Origin of the sequence: Nitratireductor sp. B36, from assembly GCF_020833685.1 — a bacterium.
Lineage (GTDB): Bacteria > Pseudomonadota > Alphaproteobacteria > Rhizobiales > Rhizobiaceae > Nitratireductor.
Window position 1 is genome coordinate 686,811 of sequence record NZ_JACKZY010000002.1, and the last position, 17,012, is coordinate 703,822.

The following is a 17,012-nucleotide window of genomic DNA, read 5'->3' on the forward strand; positions in this document are numbered from 1 at the left end:
GATTTGAGTCGCGGCGTTCGGGTCGGGGGCTTTCCTAATCGAGGAGGTCTCACTCGGCCAATGCAGCTTATCGCCCAAAATTCTGGGCGGCCGGACAAGGGGGTAGCCGGACCATGAAGAGAAAGAACGTTGCCGTGCTTATGGGAGGTTTTTCCTCTGAACGGCCCGTCAGTCTTTCTTCCGGCTCTGCCTGTGCCGATGCTCTCGAGGTTGAGGGATATGCCGTCACGCGCGTCGATGTCGGGCGCGATGTGGCGCGTGTCCTGTCCGAGCTCAACCCGGATGTCGCCTTCAATGCATTGCACGGTCCATTCGGTGAGGATGGGGCGATCCAGGGGATTCTCGAATATCTCGACATCCCCTACACGCATTCGGGCGTGCTCGCATCCGCGCTGGCCATGGACAAACAGCTCGCCAAGACGGTGGCGAAGGCTGAGGGTATTCCCGTTGCCGATGCGCTGGTGGTGAACCGTTTCGAGATCGGCAATGAGCACCCCATGGCGCCGCCCTATGTGGTGAAACCCGTCAATGAGGGGTCGAGCTTCGGTGTGGTCATTGTCACCGAAGGGCAGAGCAACCCGCCGCAGATCATCGGGTCCACCGAGTGGCAATACGGCGAGCGCGTGATGGTGGAGCGCTACATTGCGGGGCGTGAATTCACCTGCGCGGTGATGGGGGATCGGGTGCTTGGCATCGCGGAGATCATTCCGGTTGGGCACGCCTTTTACGATTATGATTCAAAATACGTTCCCGGGGGCTCAAAACACGAATGCCCGGCAAAACTTTCACCAAATATTTACCAAAAAATAGAAACACTGGCCCTTAAGGCACACAAGGCTATTGGCTGCCGGGGCGTGTCCCGGTCCGACTTCCGTTTCGACGATCGCAAATCCGATGATGGGGAGCTTGTCTGGTTGGAGGTGAACACGCAGCCCGGCATGACGCCAACCTCTCTGGTGCCCGAGATCGCCGCTGCGGCGGGAATTGGGTTTGGTGAATTGTTGAGTTGGATTGTGGAGGACGCCTCGTGTTCTCGCTGACGTCATCTCAAGCCGGGACTGGCCGGAGCGGCGGACGCTTTCGCGCAGGCGACATCGTATTGCCGCGCTGGCTGCGCCGTCCGGCGCGTTTCATGCACAGGGTCAATGCGGGTGAAGTCGAAGCGCCGCGTTATGGCGCTACGATCGCGACTGCGGTGCTGCTTGGAGCCACGGCGGTTTACGGCGTCGTTGCGGGCGGACATCTGCCACAGGTGCTGCAGAGCGTGACCGCGCGGACGGGACTTGCAATCGCGCAGGTCAACGTGATCGGCAATCAGGAAACCTCAGAAATCGATGTTTTGCAGGAGGTCGGTCTGAACGGCTGGACGGCTCTGGTGGGCTTCAATGCCGAGGATGCCAGGCAACGTCTTTCCGGTCTGCCCTGGGTCGAAGGTGTTGCCGTGCGCAAGGTCTACCCGGCCACGCTCGAAGTGGACATCACCGAGAAGAAGGCCTTTGCGATCTGGCAGCACGGCAACGAGCTGTCGCTGATCGAAAAAGACGGCTCCGTGATCGCGCCGTTCGATGGTGGTCGGTATACGACGCTGCCGATGGTGATCGGTGTCGGCGCGCGCGAGGCCGGGCCTGAGTTCATTGCCAAAGTGGCCAGGCATCCCTCCATCGCGAACGAGGTGCGGGCCTATATCCGCGTGGGGGACAGGCGCTGGGATTTGCGGCTTAAGAATGGCGTTACCGTGAAGCTGCCCGAGAAGAACGAGGCGCTGACGCTGGCGACGCTCGCCGCCCTTGATCGCAAGAATGGTCTTCTGTCGCGCGAAATCACTTCGGTGGACATGCGGCTGCCCGATCGTATGGCGATCGGTCTTTCGGAAGAAGCTGCCAAGGCGCACCAGGACGCGATGCGTGAGCGCTACAAGACGCGAATTGCAGACGGGGCGCAGATATGAGCTGGTTATCAGATCCCAAAAAGGGTGCTGCCCGTCGCTCCGGCATCATTACCGTGCTTGATGTCGGGTCGAGCAAGGTCTGCTGCATCATCGCCAGGCTGATGCCGGCGGAAGAGGGGCGGGCACTGCGCCATCGCACGCATCGTGTGAAGGTCATCGGCATTGGCCATCAGCAATCGCAGGGCATGAAGTCGGGCGTGATCGTCGATCTCGACCGGGCCGAGGAAGCGATCCGGCTGGCTGTGGATGCGGCCGAGCGCATGGCGGGGCTGACCGTGGATTCGCTGATCGTCAACGTATCGGCGGGGCGGCTGCGCAGCGAGACGATCTCGGCGTCGATCAATCTTGGCGGTCACGAAGTCGCCCAGTCCGACATCAACCGCGTTCTCGCGGCTGGTGCGCGGCAGGGGCTGGAGACCGAGCGCGAGGTGGTGCATTCGCTGGCGACGGGGTTCAGCCTCGATGCCGAGCGCGGCATTCGCGATCCGCGCGGGATGGTCGGTGCGGAACTCGGCGTCGACATGCACATCCTGACAGCCGATGCGGCGCCGCTGCGCAATCTGGAGCTTTGCATCAACCGCTCGCATCTTTCGGTCGAGCGCATGGTGGCAACGCCCTATGCGAGCGGCCTGGCGGCACTGGTGGACGACGAGGCGCAGATGGGCGCGGCCTGCATCGACATGGGCGGCGGTACGACGACGATCTCCGTTTTCGCGGAGGGCAAGTTCGTGTGGGCCGATGCGCTGCCGGTCGGCGGCAACCATGTGACGATGGATCTGGTGCGTGGGCTGTCGGCGCGGCTCGAGGATGCGGAGCGGCTGAAGGTGATGCACGGCTCGGCGCTGATCTCTTCGAGCGACGACAGGGATATCGTTTCCATCCACCCGATGGGCGCGGATCCGAGTGAACAACCGATACAGGTGCCGCGCGCGGTGATGACAAGGATCATCCGCGCGCGCATCGAAGAAACGCTGGAGATGGTGCGCGACAAGCTCAACCGCTCCGGCTATGGCGGCCTTGTGGGGCGCCGCGTTGTGCTTACGGGCGGGGCAAGCCAGCTTGTTGGTCTTCCCGAGGCAACCCGGCGGCTGTTTGGGCGCAATGTCAGGCTCGGGCGTCCGCTCGGCGTGGCGGGGCTGCCCGAAGCGGCCAAGGGAGCGGCTTTTTCCGCATCCGTGGGGCTGTTGATTTATCCGCAGGTGGCGGAATTCGAGAACCGTGGCCGCGGCGGCAAGAGCGGCATATTCACTCGCGCGACCGGCACTGGCGGCCGGTTCCAGCGCGTCAGCCAATGGCTGAAAAGCAACTTCTAGCGGGGGCGCGCCCCAAATGACGACCGCGGCGGCGAGGCGGCGGCAAAGGCGGAAAGGACGAGGACAATGACTATCAATCTGCAGAAGCCGGATATTACCGAGCTGAAGCCACGCATCACCGTGTTCGGTGTCGGGGGCGGGGGCGGCAATGCCGTCAACAACATGATCAATGCTGGCCTGCGGGGCGTCGAGTTTGTCGTCGCCAATACCGACGCACAGGCGCTGACCCAGTCCAAGGCAGAGCGCCTGATCCAGCTTGGTGCTGCCGTGACCGAAGGACTGGGTGCCGGTTCGCAGCCGGAAGTTGGAAAGGCCGCCGCCGAAGAATGCATCGACGAGCTGGTCGATCACCTGTCCTCGACCCATATGTGCTTCGTGACCGCCGGCATGGGCGGTGGTACGGGCACCGGTGCTGCGCCCGTCGTGGCACGCGCTGCCCGCGAAAAGGGTATTCTGACCGTTGGCGTCGTCACCAAGCCGTTCCACTTCGAAGGCCAGCGCCGCATGAAGACGGCGGAAGCCGGCATCGAGGAACTGCAAAAGTGCGTCGACACGCTCATTGTCATTCCGAACCAGAACCTCTTCCGCATCGCCAATGACAAAACCACCTTCGCCGACGCTTTTGCGATGGCGGACCAGGTGCTCTATTCGGGCGTTGCCTGCATCACAGACCTGATGGTCAAGGAAGGCCTGATCAACCTCGACTTCGCCGACGTCCGTTCGGTGATGCGCGAGATGGGCAAAGCCATGATGGGCACGGGCGAGGCTTCCGGCGAGGGCCGTGCAATGGCCGCTGCCGAAGCTGCCATCGCCAACCCGCTTCTGGACGAGAGCTCCATGAAGGGCGCGCGCGGCCTTCTGATCTCGATCACCGGCGGACGCGACCTGACCCTGTTCGAGGTGGACGAGGCAGCAACCCGCATCCGCGAGGAAGTGGATCCGGACGCGAACATCATTCTTGGCGCGACTTTCGACGAAGATCTCGAAGGCGTTATCCGCGTCTCCGTCGTGGCAACCGGCATCGACAAGTCCGCTGCCGAAATTTCCGCCCCCGCCACGGCAACGCGTACCATGCAGCCACCTCGGACCATTGAGGCGCAGCGTCCGGCAGCGGCTGCTGTTGAGGCGAAGCCGCAGCCTGCCTCTGACCCGGTGGCGGAAGCCATTCGTCAGGCTGAGCGTACGAATTCGGAGCCTGCTTCGGCGCCAGCTGCAACACCCGCTGCTGCACCTGCTGCCACCCAGGCTGCACGTCCGGCCATGAGCAATGGCGGCTTCCAGCCGCAGAGCTCGCTCTTCCGTACTGCTCAGCCCGTACAGCCGGCTCCGCGCGCCGCTGCACCTGCACCCAAGCCGGTCCAGCCAGCCCCTGTGGCTGAACACACCGAGCCACAGCCGCAGATGCGGGTTCAGGAGGAGCAGGTTTCCGCTCCCCGGATGCCGCGCGTTGAAGATTTCCCCCCGGTGGTGAAGGCCGAGATGGAAGCAAAGACGCAGGAGCATGAAGACCGTGGGCCGATGGGGCTTATCAAACGTCTCACTCACGGGCTGTCCCGTCGTGACGGCGACCAAGGCTATGCCGAGCAGCCCCGCGAGCCGAAACTGCGCCAAGCTGCTCCTCAGCCGCGTCGCGCCCCGGAGAGTGAAGGCCAGCTCTATGCACCGCGCCAGGGGCGTCTGGATGAGCACGGCCGGCTCACGACCCAGACTCGGAGTGCCCAGGAAGAGGATCACCTGGAGATTCCCGCGTTTCTTCGCCGGCAAGCCAACTAGGCGAGAAACTCTGTTACAAACGTTGATCGGGGGGATGCGACGCATCCCCCTTTTTGTTAAAATTCAGTAAATAATTCAAAAAGTTATAAGACACTCGTGTTTTTCTTATGCCGTAACATGAAGTAAGAAAGCGTGATTTGGAGTCTGTATTGCGCGACATTATCTTTCGTTGCGAATAACGGTGGGGTGTGGGACGCATTTTGGGGGTGTCGTCCTGAAACGTTGGACAAGCTGGCGCTGAGAGGCGCGGCCTCGAAGAGCTCACGGGGACCATTTTGCTCGAATATCAGACGACACTCAAAGCACGCTGCTCTCTGTCGGGCATCGGTGTTCATAGCGGCAAGCCGGTCTCCATTCACTTTTCCCCTGCTGAGCCAGATACTGGTATCGTTTTTCAACGCATCGATGAGGCTGGCACTGGCCGTGTGATTCGCGCGCTTGCTTCCGAGGTTTGCCAAACCGACCTATGCACCGCCCTTGGTGACGCGCGCGGCGAATCCGTCGCCACGGTTGAGCATCTTATGGCCGCTCTTCTGGCTGTCGGAATTGACAATGTGGTCATCGAGATCGATGGCAGCGAAGTGCCTGTTCTCGACGGCAGTGCGATCGGCTTTGTGGATGCCTTTGAACAGGCCGGTATCGCCACACTTTCCGTCAAGCGCCGGTATATCCGCGTCGTGAAGCCCGTTCGCATCGACAATGGCGGTTCCTGGGCCGAGTTTCGCCCCTATGACGGCACGCGCTTTGAGGTCGAAATCGACTTCGAGACCCCGGCGATCGGTCGTCAGTCGCTCAGTCTTGACCTGAACGCTGAGAATTTCCGCCAGGAGGTCGCGCGCGCGCGCACCTTCGGTTTCATCAAGGATGTCGAGCGCCTTTGGGCTGCAGGCTATGCCCTGGGTTCCTCGCTTGAGAACTCGGTCGTGATCGGTGAGGACCACAAGGTCATCAACATGGAAGGCCTGCGTTATCCCAATGAGTTCGTGCGCCACAAGATGCTCGACGCGGTTGGCGATCTCGCTCTGGCCGGTGCTCGGTTTATCGGCTGTTTTCGTTCCTATCGTGGCGGGCACCGGCTCAATGCGGCGGCGCTGCGGCACCTTCTGACCGATCGCTCTGCTTATGAGATCGTTGAGACCACGCGGCGTGAGCAGGGGCGTCGGGCCGAGATGGTGGCTGTGAGTGCGCCGGTTTATGCGCCCTGGACGCTCTGAACTGCGTTTTTCTGCTGCATTTGCGAACGGGCTTTCCTGCTGAAACGCCACAAAATTGTACGATTGGCAGGCAATAGCGTTGCCGCGTGGCGGTCATATGCTCTATGACTGCGTTCCGAAATTGATTTTCCGTTTGCGAGAGGCGAAATGCGTTCAACTTTTGTTGCCGGCATGACCAGGACAGGCAAGGTGGCCGTTACCGCGGCTTCGGTGCTTGGCGTTTCGCTTCTTCTTGCTGCGTGCAATGCCGAGAAAGACCTGGATCTATCGACCTATGTCGAGCAGACGGATCCGGCGGATGTGCTTTACAATCAGGCCCTGGCGAACATGAATGCCGGTCGTCTGAAGGAGGCAAGCGCCAAGTTCGAGTCCATCGATCGGCAGCATCCCTATTCCGAATATGCCCGCAAGGCGATGGTGATGAACACATTCGCCAATTACCGGCAGGGCAAATATGACGAGGCAATCAACGGCGGCAAGCGCTACGTTGCCCTTTACCCGACCACGGAAGATGCGGCCTATGCGCAGTATCTTGTGGGGCTCAGCTATTTCCGCCAGATTCGGGACGTGACCCAGGATCAGCGGGAAGCACGCCGTACGCTTGAAGCGATGGAAGAAGTCGTGCAGCGCTGGCCGGATTCGGAATATGTCGAGGACGCGCAGGCCAAGATCCGCTTTGCACGCGATCAGCTCGCCGGCAAGGAAATGCAGATCGGGCGCTATTACCTCGAACGGCGTGAATATGTTGCTGCCGTGCGGCGTTTCCGTGGTGTGGTGGAAACCTATCCGAACACACGCCATGTCGAAGAGGCGCTGGCGCGCCTGACGGAGTCCTATTACGCCATGGGACTTGTTTCGGAAGCGCAGACGGCCGCCGCTGTCCTTGGGCATAACTTCCCGGATAGCGACTGGTACAAGGACTCCTACGCCCTTCTGCAGTCTGGCGGACTGGAACCGCGTGAGAACACCGGTTCGTGGATCTCCAAGGCTGGGGCGGCGATTCTGGGCGGCTGACCCGAACCATGCTGTCTCACCTGTCGATCCGCGATATCGTCCTGATTGAACGCCTCGACATGGATTTCTCCGGAGGGCTCTCGGTGCTCACCGGTGAAACCGGTGCGGGCAAATCCATTCTTCTTGATTCTCTTTCGCTCGCGCTTGGCGGGCGCGGTGATGCATCTCTGGTGCGCCATGGCGCCGATCAGGGGCAGGTGATCGCCGTTTTCGACCTGCCGGCCTCACACCCGGTGCGCGCCCTGCTGGCTGAGAACGCGATCGACGATGAGGGCGATATCATTCTGCGTCGCGTGCAGAGCGCGGACGGGCGCACGCGTGTCTTCATCAACGATCAGCCTTCCAGCGTGGCGCTGATGCGCCAGGTGGGACGTCAGCTGGTGGAAATCCACGGCCAGCACGACGAGCGCGCGCTGGTGGATGCGGGAATCCACCGGGACCTTCTCGATGCATTTGGCGGCCATGGCGAGGCTGTTGCGCGCGTGCGGCTTGCATGGCGCGATCTGCGCAAATGCGAACAGGAGCTGGCGCGGCACAGGGCGCGTGTGGAAGCGGCTGCGCGAGAGGCCGATTTTCTGAGGGCTTCGGTGGAGGAGCTTTCCAAGCTCGATCCGCGCCCGGATGAAGAGGCGATGCTCGCCGAAGAGCGCGCGGGCATGATGCGGGCCGAGAAAATCGCCAGCGATATTTCCGACGCACAGGAGGTTCTCTCCGGCAACGCGTCGCCGGTCTCGCAACTTTCCAGCCTGTTGCGGCGCTTGCAGCGTAAGGCGGAGGATGCGCCGGGTCTGCTCGACGGGATCATCGAGCCGCTTGATTCGGCGCTTCTTTCGCTCGACGCAGCGCAATCGGCCGTGGACGAGGCGATGCGGGCGACGGAATTCGATCCAAAACGCCTTGAGGACACCGAAGAGCGGCTCTTTGCCCTGCGTGCCGCAGCCCGCAAGCACAATGTTCAGGTGGATGATCTGGCCGAACTATGTGCGCGCATGGTGGGCGATCTGGATGAACTGGATGCCGGCGAGGAACGGCTGGCAGTGCTGGAGCAGGACGCGAAGGTGGCAGTCGCGACCTATGACGCGGCGGCGGCGGAGCTTTCGCAAATGCGCCGCGAGACGGCGGCCGCACTCAGCAAGGCGGTGATGGCCGAACTGCCGGCACTGAAGCTGGAGCGGGCAGAGTTCATCGTCGAGATCGCGACGGAGGCCGATGACCGTGGCGAAGACGGCATCGACCATGTGGAGTTCTGGGTGCGCACCAACCCCGGGACACGCGCGGGGCCGATGATGAAGGTTGCCTCCGGCGGCGAGCTTTCGCGCTTTCTGCTCGCGCTCAAGGTGGTGCTGGCCGATCGGGGCTCGGCACCGACACTTGTGTTCGACGAAATCGATACGGGCGTAGGCGGCGCGGTGGCCGATGCCATCGGCCAGCGGCTTGCGCGGCTTTCCGAGCGCATTCAGGTGCTCTCGGTGACCCATGCGCCACAGGTGGCCGCGCGTGCGGGCACACATTATCTGATCGCCAAGAGCGGCGGCACCGACCGGGTTGCAACCGGGGTTTCGGTGATGGACACGGATGCGCGCCAGGAAGAGATCGCAAGGATGCTGGCCGGCGCCACCGTGACGGACGAGGCGCGCGCTGCCGCCCAGCGCCTGCTGCAGGGAAGCCGGGTCGCCTCCTGACGGTTTCTGTTCACGGCACCATGGCCGGCCTTGTCAGTAGGGATGAGCTGCGTAAAAAGACGGCTGCCAAAACCGCGCGCGGATCGATTAGACTGCGCTTTTGAATACATCCGGATAGATCGTCATGCCCAAAGCCAAGCAAGCCGTTGATACGCTGACGGAGGCCCAAGCCAGGGACGAGTTGCAAAAGCTCGCCCGAGAGATCGAGGAGCATGACAGGCGCTATCATGGTGAGGATGCACCGACGATCTCGGACGCCGAATATGACGCGCTGCGGCGGCGCAATCTGGCCATCGAACAGCGCTTTCCCGATCTCGTGCGGGAGGATTCACCCTCGCGCCGGGTGGGGGCGCCTGTTTCGGAGAAGTTCGAGAAAGTGCGGCACAAGGTGCCGATGCTTTCGCTCGACAACGCGTTTTCCGATGAGGATGTGGTCGATTTCGTGGCCCGCATTCGCCGCTATCTGAAGCTTGATGCAGACGCGCCGGTGGCGATGACGGCCGAGCCCAAGATCGACGGTCTTTCGCTTTCGCTTCGCTATGAGAACGGACGCCTCGTTTCGGCTGCCACCCGCGGCGACGGGCAGGAGGGGGAGAACGTTACCGCCAATGCGCGGAATGTGAGCGACATTCCCAATGTGCTCGACGGCAACCCGCCCGAGGTGATCGAAGTGCGCGGCGAGGTCTACATGACCCATGCCGATTTCTTCGCGCTCAACAAGAGGCAGGAGGAGGCCGGCAAGCAGACCTATGTAAACCCGCGCAACACGGCGGCGGGCTCGCTGCGCCAGCTCGACTCCTCCGTGACGGCGGCGCGGCCGCTCAAATTCTTCGCCTATGCGTGGGGCGAGGTCTCTGACATGCCGTCCGACACGCAGACGGGCATGGTGGCGGCGCTTCAAAGCTACGGCTTTCGCGTCAACGATCTGATGAAACGCTGCGAGAGCGCCGAGGCGCTTCTGGCGCAATACCGTTTGATCGAGGAAAAGCGGGCAACGCTGCCCTACGACATCGACGGCGTGGTCTACAAGGTGGACGATCTGGCGCTGCAGCAGCGGCTGGGCTTCGTGTCGCGCAGCCCGCGCTGGGCGATTGCCCACAAGTTTCCGGCCGAGAAGGCAACAACCATTCTGAACGGCATCGACATCCAGGTGGGACGCACGGGCGCGCTGACGCCTGTCGCGAGGCTCGAACCCGTGACCGTGGGCGGCGTGGTGGTGACCAATGCTACGCTGCACAATGCCGAGGAGATTGAGCGGCTGGGCGTGATGATCGGCGATACGGTGACCGTGCAGCGCGCCGGCGATGTGATCCCGCAGATCCTCGGTGTGATCGAGGAGAAGCGACCGGCGGATGCGCAGGCTTTCGAGTTTCCGAGCGTGTGCCCATGCGAACTGAAGACGCCTGTGGTGCGTGAGGGGATAGGCTCTGGTGCGGAGGGTGTGGTGCGGCGCTGTTCGGGCGAATTTGCCTGCCCGTTCCAGCGGGTCGAGCATCTGCGCCACTTCGTGTCGCGGCGCGCCTTCGACATTGACGGGCTGGGCGACAAGCAGATCGAGTTCTTCTTCAACGATCCCGATCTGCCGGTGAAGGCACCCGGGGACATTTTCACGCTCGCAAGGCGCGATGCCGACAATCTGAAGAAGCTGAAGGACAAGGAAGGGTGGGGCGCGACCTCGGCCGCCAACCTGTTCGACGCCATCGAGGCGCGGCGCTCCATCGCGCTGGAGCGGGTCATCTATGCGCTTGGCATTCGCCATGTGGGCGAACAGACGGCCAAGACGCTGGCGCGGGCCTATGGCACCTGGCAGGAGTTCCACGATGCCGTGCTGGCGGTGGCTAATGGCGACGCGCAGGCGCGCGAGGAAATGGACGCGCTGGACGACATCGGCGATGCGGTGATCGATTCGCTGGCACACTACTTTGGCGAGGCACACAACCGCGAACTGGTGGAGGCGCTGGCCGGCGAAATCGATGTGCAGGAGGCGGAACGGCCAGCGATGGATTCGCCCGTTGCCGGCCAGACCATCGTGTTCACTGGCGCGCTGGAACGCATGTCGCGCGATGAGGCCAAGGCCATGGCCGAACGGCTGGGCGCGAAGGTGGCAGGCTCCGTCTCCAAGAAGACGGATCTGGTGGTTGCTGGACCAGGCGCGGGCTCGAAACTCAAAAAGGCTGCCGATCTGGGAATCGAGGTGATCGACGAGGATGCCTGGTTCGAACGGGTGGGCGGTTAGTCCCGGCGTTTCACCACCATTGATGGGTGGCTCAACGGAATTCATGTGACTGGTCAGTCTTGTTGACCTAAACTGCGCTCCTCTGGAGGATTCATGACAGCCGACATTGCCAAGGAAAACGCGCGCCCGCGCGATTTTGCGCAAGGGGTGCGCGACAGCGTGCCCGTGGTGGTCGCGGCGATGCCGTTTGGGCTGTTGTTTGGCGCACTGGCGGTGGAGAACAATTTTTCGGTTTTCGAAGCCGTTCTGATGAGTGCCACAATCTTTGCCGGCGCGAGCCAGATGGTCGGGATCGACCTGTTCGGCCAGAAAGTGGCGCCCTGGCTGATTGTGTTGTCGATCCTTGCCGTGAATTTCCGCCATGTGCTCTATTCCGCGACCACGGGGCGGTGGATCGCGCATTGGGGTCCCGTTCAGCGCCTGCTTGGCTTCTTCATGCTGGTCGATCCGATGTTTGCGGAGACCGAGCGGCGAGGCGAGACGCATGGAACCGTTTCCTTCGGCTGGTATATGGGCGCTGCGCTGCCGCTCTATCTCTCCTGGGTGATCGAAGCCTGGGTTGGTGCGCTGTTCGGCAATCTGGTTCCCGACCCACATGCGTTGGGCATCGATTTTCTGTTGCCCATCTATTTTCTGGGTCTGGTGATGAGTTTCCGCAAACGCTCTTTCTGGCTCCCCGTGGTGCTGATGAGCGCGGCGGCTTCCATGCTGGCCTATCGCACTGTCGGCTCGCCCTGGCATGTATCCATCGGGGCGATCGCGGGGGTGGCGCTGGCCGCCATCATGGCGCCCGACGCACGCAAAGGCAGGAAAACGCGATGAGCACCACGGTCTGGATCATTCTTGCCGGTGCGGTGCTGACGTTTCTGACACGTATCGGCGGACATATGGTGCTGTCGCGCTTCGAACGCATACACCCGCGCGTGGAAGCGGGGTTGAATGCCGTGCCCGCCGCCGTTCTGACCACGCTGGTGGCACCGGCCGCCATGAATGGCGGTATACCTGAAATCGCGGCCCTGACGGTCGGTGTCGTGGTATCGCTGGTCGCTGGTGGCATGATGCCGATGTTTCTGTCCTCGGCAGCGGTGCTTATTCTGCTCCGCCACCTGATCAGCCAGTAAGAGCCTGTCAGCCCAGCGGGGCGGTCGCGTTTTCAAGCCATCCCAGGGTTTCGCCGTCGAGCAGCGGTGTCAGCGTTTCACGCACGCGAGCGTGATAGGCATCGAGCCAGGTGCGCTCGCCGGCAGAAAGCAGTTCCATGTCGATCAGACGGCGGTCGAACGGGCAGAGTGTCAGTGTCTCGAAACTGTGCATGTCGATGTCTCCGCCGGCGATAGCGGTCGGCGGTTCCACAACGATCAGGTTCTCGAGCCGGATGCCATAGCCGCCGGGCTTGTAGTAGCCGGGTTCATTGGACAGGATCATGCCTGCCTCCAGCACCTGCGTTCCGGTTTTGGCAATGCGCTGTGGCCCCTCATGGACGGCCAGATAGGATCCAACACCATGACCGGTGCCATGGGCATAGTCGAGGCCGGCCTGCCACAGGGCGTGGCGCGCGAACGGGTCAAGATCCATACCGCGTGTCCCCTTGGGAAAGCGCAGTGTGGAAAGGGCGATCAGGCCTTTTAAAACACGCGTGTAGCGCTCCCGCATCTCATCACTGGGACGACCGATGATGATGGTCCGGGTAATGTCGGTGGTTCCATCGTCATACTGCGCGCCGGAATCGACCAGATAAAGCTCGCCTGCCTTGAGGGTACGATTGGTCTTCGTGGTAACGCGGTAGTGGATTATCGCGCCGTTTGGGCCAGCACCGGATATCGTGTCGAAGGAGATGTCGCGAAGCGGCATCTGCAGGCTCTGGCCTATCTCTGCACGGCTTTTCTCCAGCTGCTGCACTGCGCCGATCTCGTCGACCGCGCCGGGTTCCCGAGAATCGAGCCATGCGAGGAAGCGCACCATGGCGACACCATCTCTGCGATGGGCAGAACGGGCACCTTCAAGTTCGGTGGGGTTTTTAATCGCACGAGGAAGGCGGGCCGGGTCTTCAAGATCCGCGATGCGGCCGCCAGCCTCTTCCACGACCAGACGCAGCCGCTCGGCTGCGAGCGATGGATCGAGGCCTATCGAACCCGGGTTTCCGGCCGCGGCCGAGAGTTCCGTCTCCAGCGTCGAAGGTGCTTTCAGATCTGCGAGTTGGGTCAGATAGGCTTCGGTTTCGCGGTCGAGCTTGCGCTTGTCGAGGAAGAGCGAGGGCCGCCCTTCGGCGGGGATAATGGCAAAACCCAGGGCCAGCGGTGTATGGGGCACGTCCTGCCCGCGAATATTGAATGTCCAGGCAATCGATGACGGGTCTGTAAGCACTGTACAGGCGGCGCCTGCCTCACCGATGGCTTCTGCCATGCGACCGAGCTTCGCGGTGGTGCGTTCTCCTGCAAGGTCATTCGAATGGATGCGGGTCTGAGCCAGTGGCGGGGAAGGGCGATCTTCCCAGATGCCATCGACCAGATTGTCGTCTGTTGGCACAAGCTCGATTCCACGCGCTTCGGCCTTGCCACGGAGAGCACGAAGCTCCGCAATTGTGTGCAGCCATGGATCAAAACCGATGCGGCAACCGGGCTTCGCGTTTTTGGCGATCCATTCGCGCGGCGGAGTGTCGATCAGGCTCTCGATGGTGAAAATGGATGGATCAGTCTGTTCGGCAGCCTGAAGTGTGTAGCGGCCATCAACGAAGAGAATGGCGCGATCCTTAAGGATCAGCGCTGCGCCCGCCGATCCGGTAAAGCCTGTCAGCCAGGCAAGCCGCTCGGATGAGGGAGCAACATATTCGCCCTGATGCTCGTCTGCGCGGGGCACGAGATAGCCGTCGAGCCCCGCTTTCGCCATTGCCTCACGGAGACGCCCGACGCGGGCAATGCCCTGGCTGGGGTCGGCGGTAACATCGAAAGACTGAAACATGGAATCTTGCCGCTTGGTCTGAAAAAATCGAGCCGAACCTACAGCATGGGTGAAAAAAGCGGAACGGGTCTTCAAAGATGGATGCTTGTATCGCACCGCACAATTGATTGCTGCAATGCAAAATCAGATGGTAGCCATGCGCAATCGGCGCTGGTTTGGGCGGCTTTGCGGGCCTATCTTTGGACCATGAGCAACGGAGCTTTCGTTGCAGGAATTCAAGGAGAAATCAGATGGCCCAAAAGCGTGGCTTTTTCCGCGGCGCATTCGACGCGCTGATCGAAGCCCGTCAGAAGCAGGTCCGGAGCTATGTCAACGGCGCGCTTCTGATGCTGGACGACGAGACGCTGCGTGCGCACGGCTACAATCGTGACGAACTCAAGCGCAGCCGTAGCGTATCGCACATGTTCTGATCCGCTTTTAGTAGCGATGGTTCAAACCCCGGAAGCTCAGCTTCCGGGGTTTTTGCTTGCCGGTGTTTCCGGCGCACTCAGCGCTTCATGTGGATTGTGACCCAGCCTTCACGCGCCTGGGTGCGCACGTGGCGGAAACCCTGCCCCCCATAGGCCGCAACAACTGCCCGTCTCTGCCGTTCGAGAATGCCCGACAGAACGAGCGACCCGCCAGGCGTTATATGGTTTGCCATCGCCGGAGCCAGAGCCATGAGCGGACGGGCAAGGATGTTCGCGACGATCAGGTCGAAGGGTTTCTTGCGGGCAAAGACCGCGTGATGAAAGCCGGGGGCCGTGTGCGTTTCAACCAGGCTTGCAACGCGGTTGAGCCGGACATTTGATGCGGCCACCTCGGTGGCAATCGGATCAATGTCGGTGGCCAGTACCGGAATGCGGGCGGCCCTTGCAATCGCGATGGCGAGCACGGCACTACCGGTGCCCAGATCCAGTGCATTGCGCGGGTGTTCGCTTTTGAGAATGTCAGAAAGCGCGCTCAGACATCCGGCCGTGGTGCCGTGATGACCGGTGCCGAAAGCGAGGCCGGCGTCGATCTCTATGGCGATGTCGCCGATACGCTGCAAATGCCGGTCATGGCTTCCGTGGACCAGAAACCGGCCCACACGGACCGGGCGCAGGCCTTCTAGCGAGTGGCTGACCCAGTCTATCTCCGGAACCGCTTCCCGCTCGAGCGGGGGGAGAGGGTAAACATCCGCAAGACTTTCCCGCACCCGTCGTTCCAAACCGTCAACGTCGTCTTCGGCATAGATCGATATCTGGAAGATACCGCTGTCTTCATCGGGCTCGAAAATACTGATCGGCAGCCCATCATCCTCAAAATGCGCCTCGAGAATTGAAAAAATCGATTCGGCCTGCTCGCGCGGCGCCGTCAGGTAAAGTCGTGTCTGGCCCATGAATTTCCGGTGTCAGGTTTCGTTTGCCAGACGCTTCAACTTGGCGATGGCAGTTTCACTGTTTTCTTCATAGGCGATCGTGCCGAAAAAGTCGCCATCGCTGTCGAGCAGCAGGATCGAAGCAGTGTGATCCATTGTGTAGTCGCCATCCTCCAGCTCGACCTTGCGAACATAGATGGAGAACCCCTTGGCCATGGCGGCGACTTCTTCCGGGTCACCGGTGATGCCGGTGATGCGGTCCGAGAAATTCGATAGGTAGGTCTTCATGACCTTGGGGGTATCGCGCTCCGGATCAATGGAGACGAAATAGGGTTTGATGTCGGCAGCTTCATCTCCCAGTTGCTCGAGATAACCGTCAAGCTCGAACAGGGTGGTCGGGCACACTTCCGGGCAATGGGTGAAGCCAAAGAAGACGACTCTGGGGCCGCCTCTGAATGCGGCTTCGGTGATGGTGTTGCCATCCTGGTCAACAAGTTCGAATGGCACACCGAAGGCTTTTCCCGAATTTTGCTGCTGGTACCACTGAAACGTGAGAAGGCCAACGCCGACGGCCATGACCGCCAGGATGCCGATGAGGATGGAACGCATCATTGATGTTTACCTGAAACGAGAAGGCTGAGAGGTGGCGTCAAAAGCACCAGGACAAGCCGGATTCCACGAGCGCGAGAAAAATCCCGGCCCCCTTTTCCAGCCACATGGCAAAAGCCAATCCGGTGAAGGCGGCCAGAAGCAGAGCCGCTGCGCCCAGTTTAAGCCAGATGGCCGTGTGCCGTGGATGCTCTATTTTCATGCCCTACAATAGCTGAAAGTGCTGGCTGCGCGCAAAGCCTCATCTTGTCGCAAGGTAACGGCCCCAAAAGCAACCTCCCGCCGCCTGGAGGCCGACGGGAGGTTCAGGGTTGAGGTTAAGTTGCCATGATGGCCATGGGGACGGGTCAACCCCACATATGCACTCTAACGATTTATGGTTTGAAATTGATTGGCTTGATCTTCAATCATCGCGTGTAGCTGATTGTGTTCGATGGCTGCGGGAGGTTTGCCATGGCGAATGCCGATATTCGGGTGAAGCGCATCTATGATCCCGTAGAGGACGGCGACGGAAAGCGGATACTCATCGACCGGTTATGGCCGCGGGGCATGAGCAAGGAGCGCGCGGCACTGGACGCTTGGATGCCCGATATCGGGCCGAGCCACGCGTTGCGCAAGTGGTATGCGCACAGACCCGAGCGCTGGAGCGCGTTCTGCGAGCGATATCGGGAGGAGCTGGCCAGTCGGAACGAGCTTTTGCAGGAACTGATGGACGCCGCGGAAGAGGGGCCTTTGACATTGCTGTTTTCGGCGAAGAATCGCGACCGCAACCAGGCCGTGGTCGTTCGCCAGCTGTTGCAGGAGAGGTGTGATTCGCGCTGAAAGCCTCTTCAACCAGTGATTGTTCTTTGTATTTTGAGGCAGGAAATGAGGAAAACCGGGGATGATCCAGCTTGTCGTAGGTGTTTAGCCTATACGGCCCTGTC

General features: G+C 61.4%; 16 protein-coding genes. 12 read left to right on the plus strand and 4 right to left on the minus strand.

Going from position 1 to position 17,012, the window contains the following annotated elements:
- Positions 1-113: 113 nt before the first annotated feature.
- The 10 genes from H7H48_RS09880 to H7H48_RS09925 all read left to right on the plus strand — a co-directional run bounded on the left by H7H48_RS09880 (position 114) and on the right by H7H48_RS09925 (position 12,301).
- A complete protein-coding gene (locus H7H48_RS09880; RefSeq protein WP_229448889.1) occupies positions 114-1,040 on the plus strand; it encodes a D-alanine--D-alanine ligase in 927 nt (308 codons plus the stop codon).
- Entirely contained in the window at positions 1,028-1,948 is a 921-nt protein-coding gene (locus tag H7H48_RS09885) for a cell division protein FtsQ/DivIB (RefSeq protein ID WP_229448890.1), read from the plus strand. Before H7H48_RS09880 ends, H7H48_RS09885 begins: the two co-directional genes overlap by 13 nt.
- Positions 1,945-3,261 (plus strand): cell division protein FtsA, encoded by a 1,317-nt coding sequence (gene ftsA, locus H7H48_RS09890; RefSeq protein ID WP_229448891.1) that lies wholly within the window; start codon positions 1,945-1,947, stop codon positions 3,259-3,261. The genes H7H48_RS09885 and ftsA overlap by 4 nt, the downstream gene beginning before the upstream one ends.
- Before the next feature lie 66 nt (positions 3,262-3,327).
- Entirely contained in the window at positions 3,328-5,034 is a 1,707-nt protein-coding gene (gene ftsZ, locus H7H48_RS09895) for a cell division protein FtsZ (RefSeq protein ID WP_229448892.1), read from the plus strand.
- A gap of 275 nt (positions 5,035-5,309) precedes the next feature.
- Positions 5,310-6,248 carry a UDP-3-O-acyl-N-acetylglucosamine deacetylase gene (lpxC, locus tag H7H48_RS09900; RefSeq protein WP_229448893.1) on the plus strand — a complete coding sequence of 313 codons (939 nt, stop codon included), beginning with the start codon at positions 5,310-5,312 and terminating at the stop codon, positions 6,246-6,248.
- 171 nt (positions 6,249-6,419) lie between these two features.
- Positions 6,420-7,262, plus strand: a complete 843-nt coding sequence (locus H7H48_RS09905) for an outer membrane protein assembly factor BamD (protein WP_370633360.1) — start codon at positions 6,420-6,422, stop codon at positions 7,260-7,262.
- Between the two features lie 8 nt (positions 7,263-7,270).
- Positions 7,271-8,944, plus strand: a complete 1,674-nt coding sequence (gene recN, locus H7H48_RS09910) for a DNA repair protein RecN (RefSeq protein ID WP_229449231.1) — start codon at positions 7,271-7,273, stop codon at positions 8,942-8,944.
- 124 nt (positions 8,945-9,068) lie between these two features.
- Entirely contained in the window at positions 9,069-11,180 is a 2,112-nt protein-coding gene (gene ligA, locus H7H48_RS09915; protein WP_229448895.1) for an NAD-dependent DNA ligase LigA, read from the plus strand.
- A gap of 93 nt (positions 11,181-11,273) precedes the next feature.
- Positions 11,274-12,002 (plus strand): AzlC family ABC transporter permease, encoded by a 729-nt coding sequence (locus tag H7H48_RS09920; RefSeq protein WP_229448896.1) that lies wholly within the window; start codon positions 11,274-11,276, stop codon positions 12,000-12,002.
- Positions 11,999-12,301, plus strand: a complete 303-nt coding sequence (locus tag H7H48_RS09925) for an AzlD family protein (protein ID WP_229448897.1) — start codon at positions 11,999-12,001, stop codon at positions 12,299-12,301. The genes H7H48_RS09920 and H7H48_RS09925 overlap by 4 nt, the downstream gene beginning before the upstream one ends.
- Before the next feature lie 7 nt (positions 12,302-12,308).
- On the opposite strand, the gene H7H48_RS09930 is transcribed toward H7H48_RS09925, so the two are convergent.
- Positions 12,309-14,138: an aminopeptidase P family protein gene (locus H7H48_RS09930; RefSeq protein WP_229448898.1), complete on the minus strand. Its 1,830-nt coding sequence runs from the start codon at positions 14,136-14,138 to the stop codon at positions 12,309-12,311.
- 230 nt (positions 14,139-14,368) lie between these two features.
- Between H7H48_RS09930 and H7H48_RS09935 the strand changes: the two genes are divergently transcribed.
- Positions 14,369-14,548 (plus strand): hypothetical protein, encoded by a 180-nt coding sequence (locus H7H48_RS09935; protein WP_007007727.1) that lies wholly within the window; start codon positions 14,369-14,371, stop codon positions 14,546-14,548.
- Between the two features lie 77 nt (positions 14,549-14,625).
- Here H7H48_RS09935 and H7H48_RS09940 read toward each other — a convergent pair whose 3' ends face one another.
- Genes H7H48_RS09940 through H7H48_RS09950 form a run of 3 tightly spaced genes read right to left on the minus strand, consistent with a single transcriptional unit; the run spans position 14,626 to position 16,288 of the window.
- Positions 14,626-15,498 carry a 50S ribosomal protein L11 methyltransferase gene (locus H7H48_RS09940; protein ID WP_229448900.1) on the minus strand — a complete coding sequence of 291 codons (873 nt, stop codon included), beginning with the start codon at positions 15,496-15,498 and terminating at the stop codon, positions 14,626-14,628.
- A gap of 12 nt (positions 15,499-15,510) precedes the next feature.
- On the minus strand, positions 15,511-16,089 hold the full coding sequence (locus tag H7H48_RS09945; RefSeq protein ID WP_305082521.1) for an SCO family protein: 579 nt from the start codon (positions 16,087-16,089) through the stop codon (positions 15,511-15,513).
- 37 nt (positions 16,090-16,126) lie between these two features.
- Positions 16,127-16,288: a hypothetical protein gene (locus H7H48_RS09950; RefSeq protein WP_229448902.1), complete on the minus strand. Its 162-nt coding sequence runs from the start codon at positions 16,286-16,288 to the stop codon at positions 16,127-16,129.
- Positions 16,289-16,539: 251 nt separating this feature from the next.
- Here H7H48_RS09950 and H7H48_RS09955 point away from each other — a divergent pair, with 251 nt between their 5' ends.
- A complete protein-coding gene (locus tag H7H48_RS09955) occupies positions 16,540-16,908 on the plus strand; it encodes a DUF488 domain-containing protein (protein WP_229448904.1) in 369 nt (122 codons plus the stop codon).
- Positions 16,909-17,012: the final 104 nt, after the last annotated feature.

Excerpts from the sequence above, each read along its gene's own strand:
- H7H48_RS09940 (WP_229448900.1), bottom strand. The coding sequence starts at position 15,498 with ATGGGCCAGACACGACTTTACCTGACGGCGCCGCGCGAGCAGGCCGAA.
- H7H48_RS09905 (WP_370633360.1), top strand. The coding sequence starts at position 6,420 with ATGACCAGGACAGGCAAGGTGGCCGTTACCGCGGCTTCGGTGCTTGGC.
- H7H48_RS09920 (WP_229448896.1), top strand. The coding sequence starts at position 11,274 with ATGACAGCCGACATTGCCAAGGAAAACGCGCGCCCGCGCGATTTTGCG.
- recN (WP_229449231.1), top strand. The coding sequence starts at position 7,271 with ATGCTGTCTCACCTGTCGATCCGCGATATCGTCCTGATTGAACGCCTC.
- ftsA (WP_229448891.1), top strand. The coding sequence starts at position 1,945 with ATGAGCTGGTTATCAGATCCCAAAAAGGGTGCTGCCCGTCGCTCCGGC.
- H7H48_RS09950 (WP_229448902.1), bottom strand. The coding sequence starts at position 16,288 with ATGAAAATAGAGCATCCACGGCACACGGCCATCTGGCTTAAACTGGGC.
- H7H48_RS09925 (WP_229448897.1), top strand. The coding sequence starts at position 11,999 with ATGAGCACCACGGTCTGGATCATTCTTGCCGGTGCGGTGCTGACGTTT.
- H7H48_RS09935 (WP_007007727.1), top strand. The coding sequence starts at position 14,369 with ATGGCCCAAAAGCGTGGCTTTTTCCGCGGCGCATTCGACGCGCTGATC.
- H7H48_RS09945 (WP_305082521.1), bottom strand. The coding sequence starts at position 16,089 with ATGATGCGTTCCATCCTCATCGGCATCCTGGCGGTCATGGCCGTCGGC.
- ftsZ (WP_229448892.1), top strand. The coding sequence starts at position 3,328 with ATGACTATCAATCTGCAGAAGCCGGATATTACCGAGCTGAAGCCACGC.
- ligA (WP_229448895.1), top strand. The coding sequence starts at position 9,069 with ATGCCCAAAGCCAAGCAAGCCGTTGATACGCTGACGGAGGCCCAAGCC.
- H7H48_RS09880 (WP_229448889.1), top strand. The coding sequence starts at position 114 with ATGAAGAGAAAGAACGTTGCCGTGCTTATGGGAGGTTTTTCCTCTGAA.
- H7H48_RS09930 (WP_229448898.1), bottom strand. The coding sequence starts at position 14,138 with ATGTTTCAGTCTTTCGATGTTACCGCCGACCCCAGCCAGGGCATTGCC.
- H7H48_RS09955 (WP_229448904.1), top strand. The coding sequence starts at position 16,540 with ATGGCGAATGCCGATATTCGGGTGAAGCGCATCTATGATCCCGTAGAG.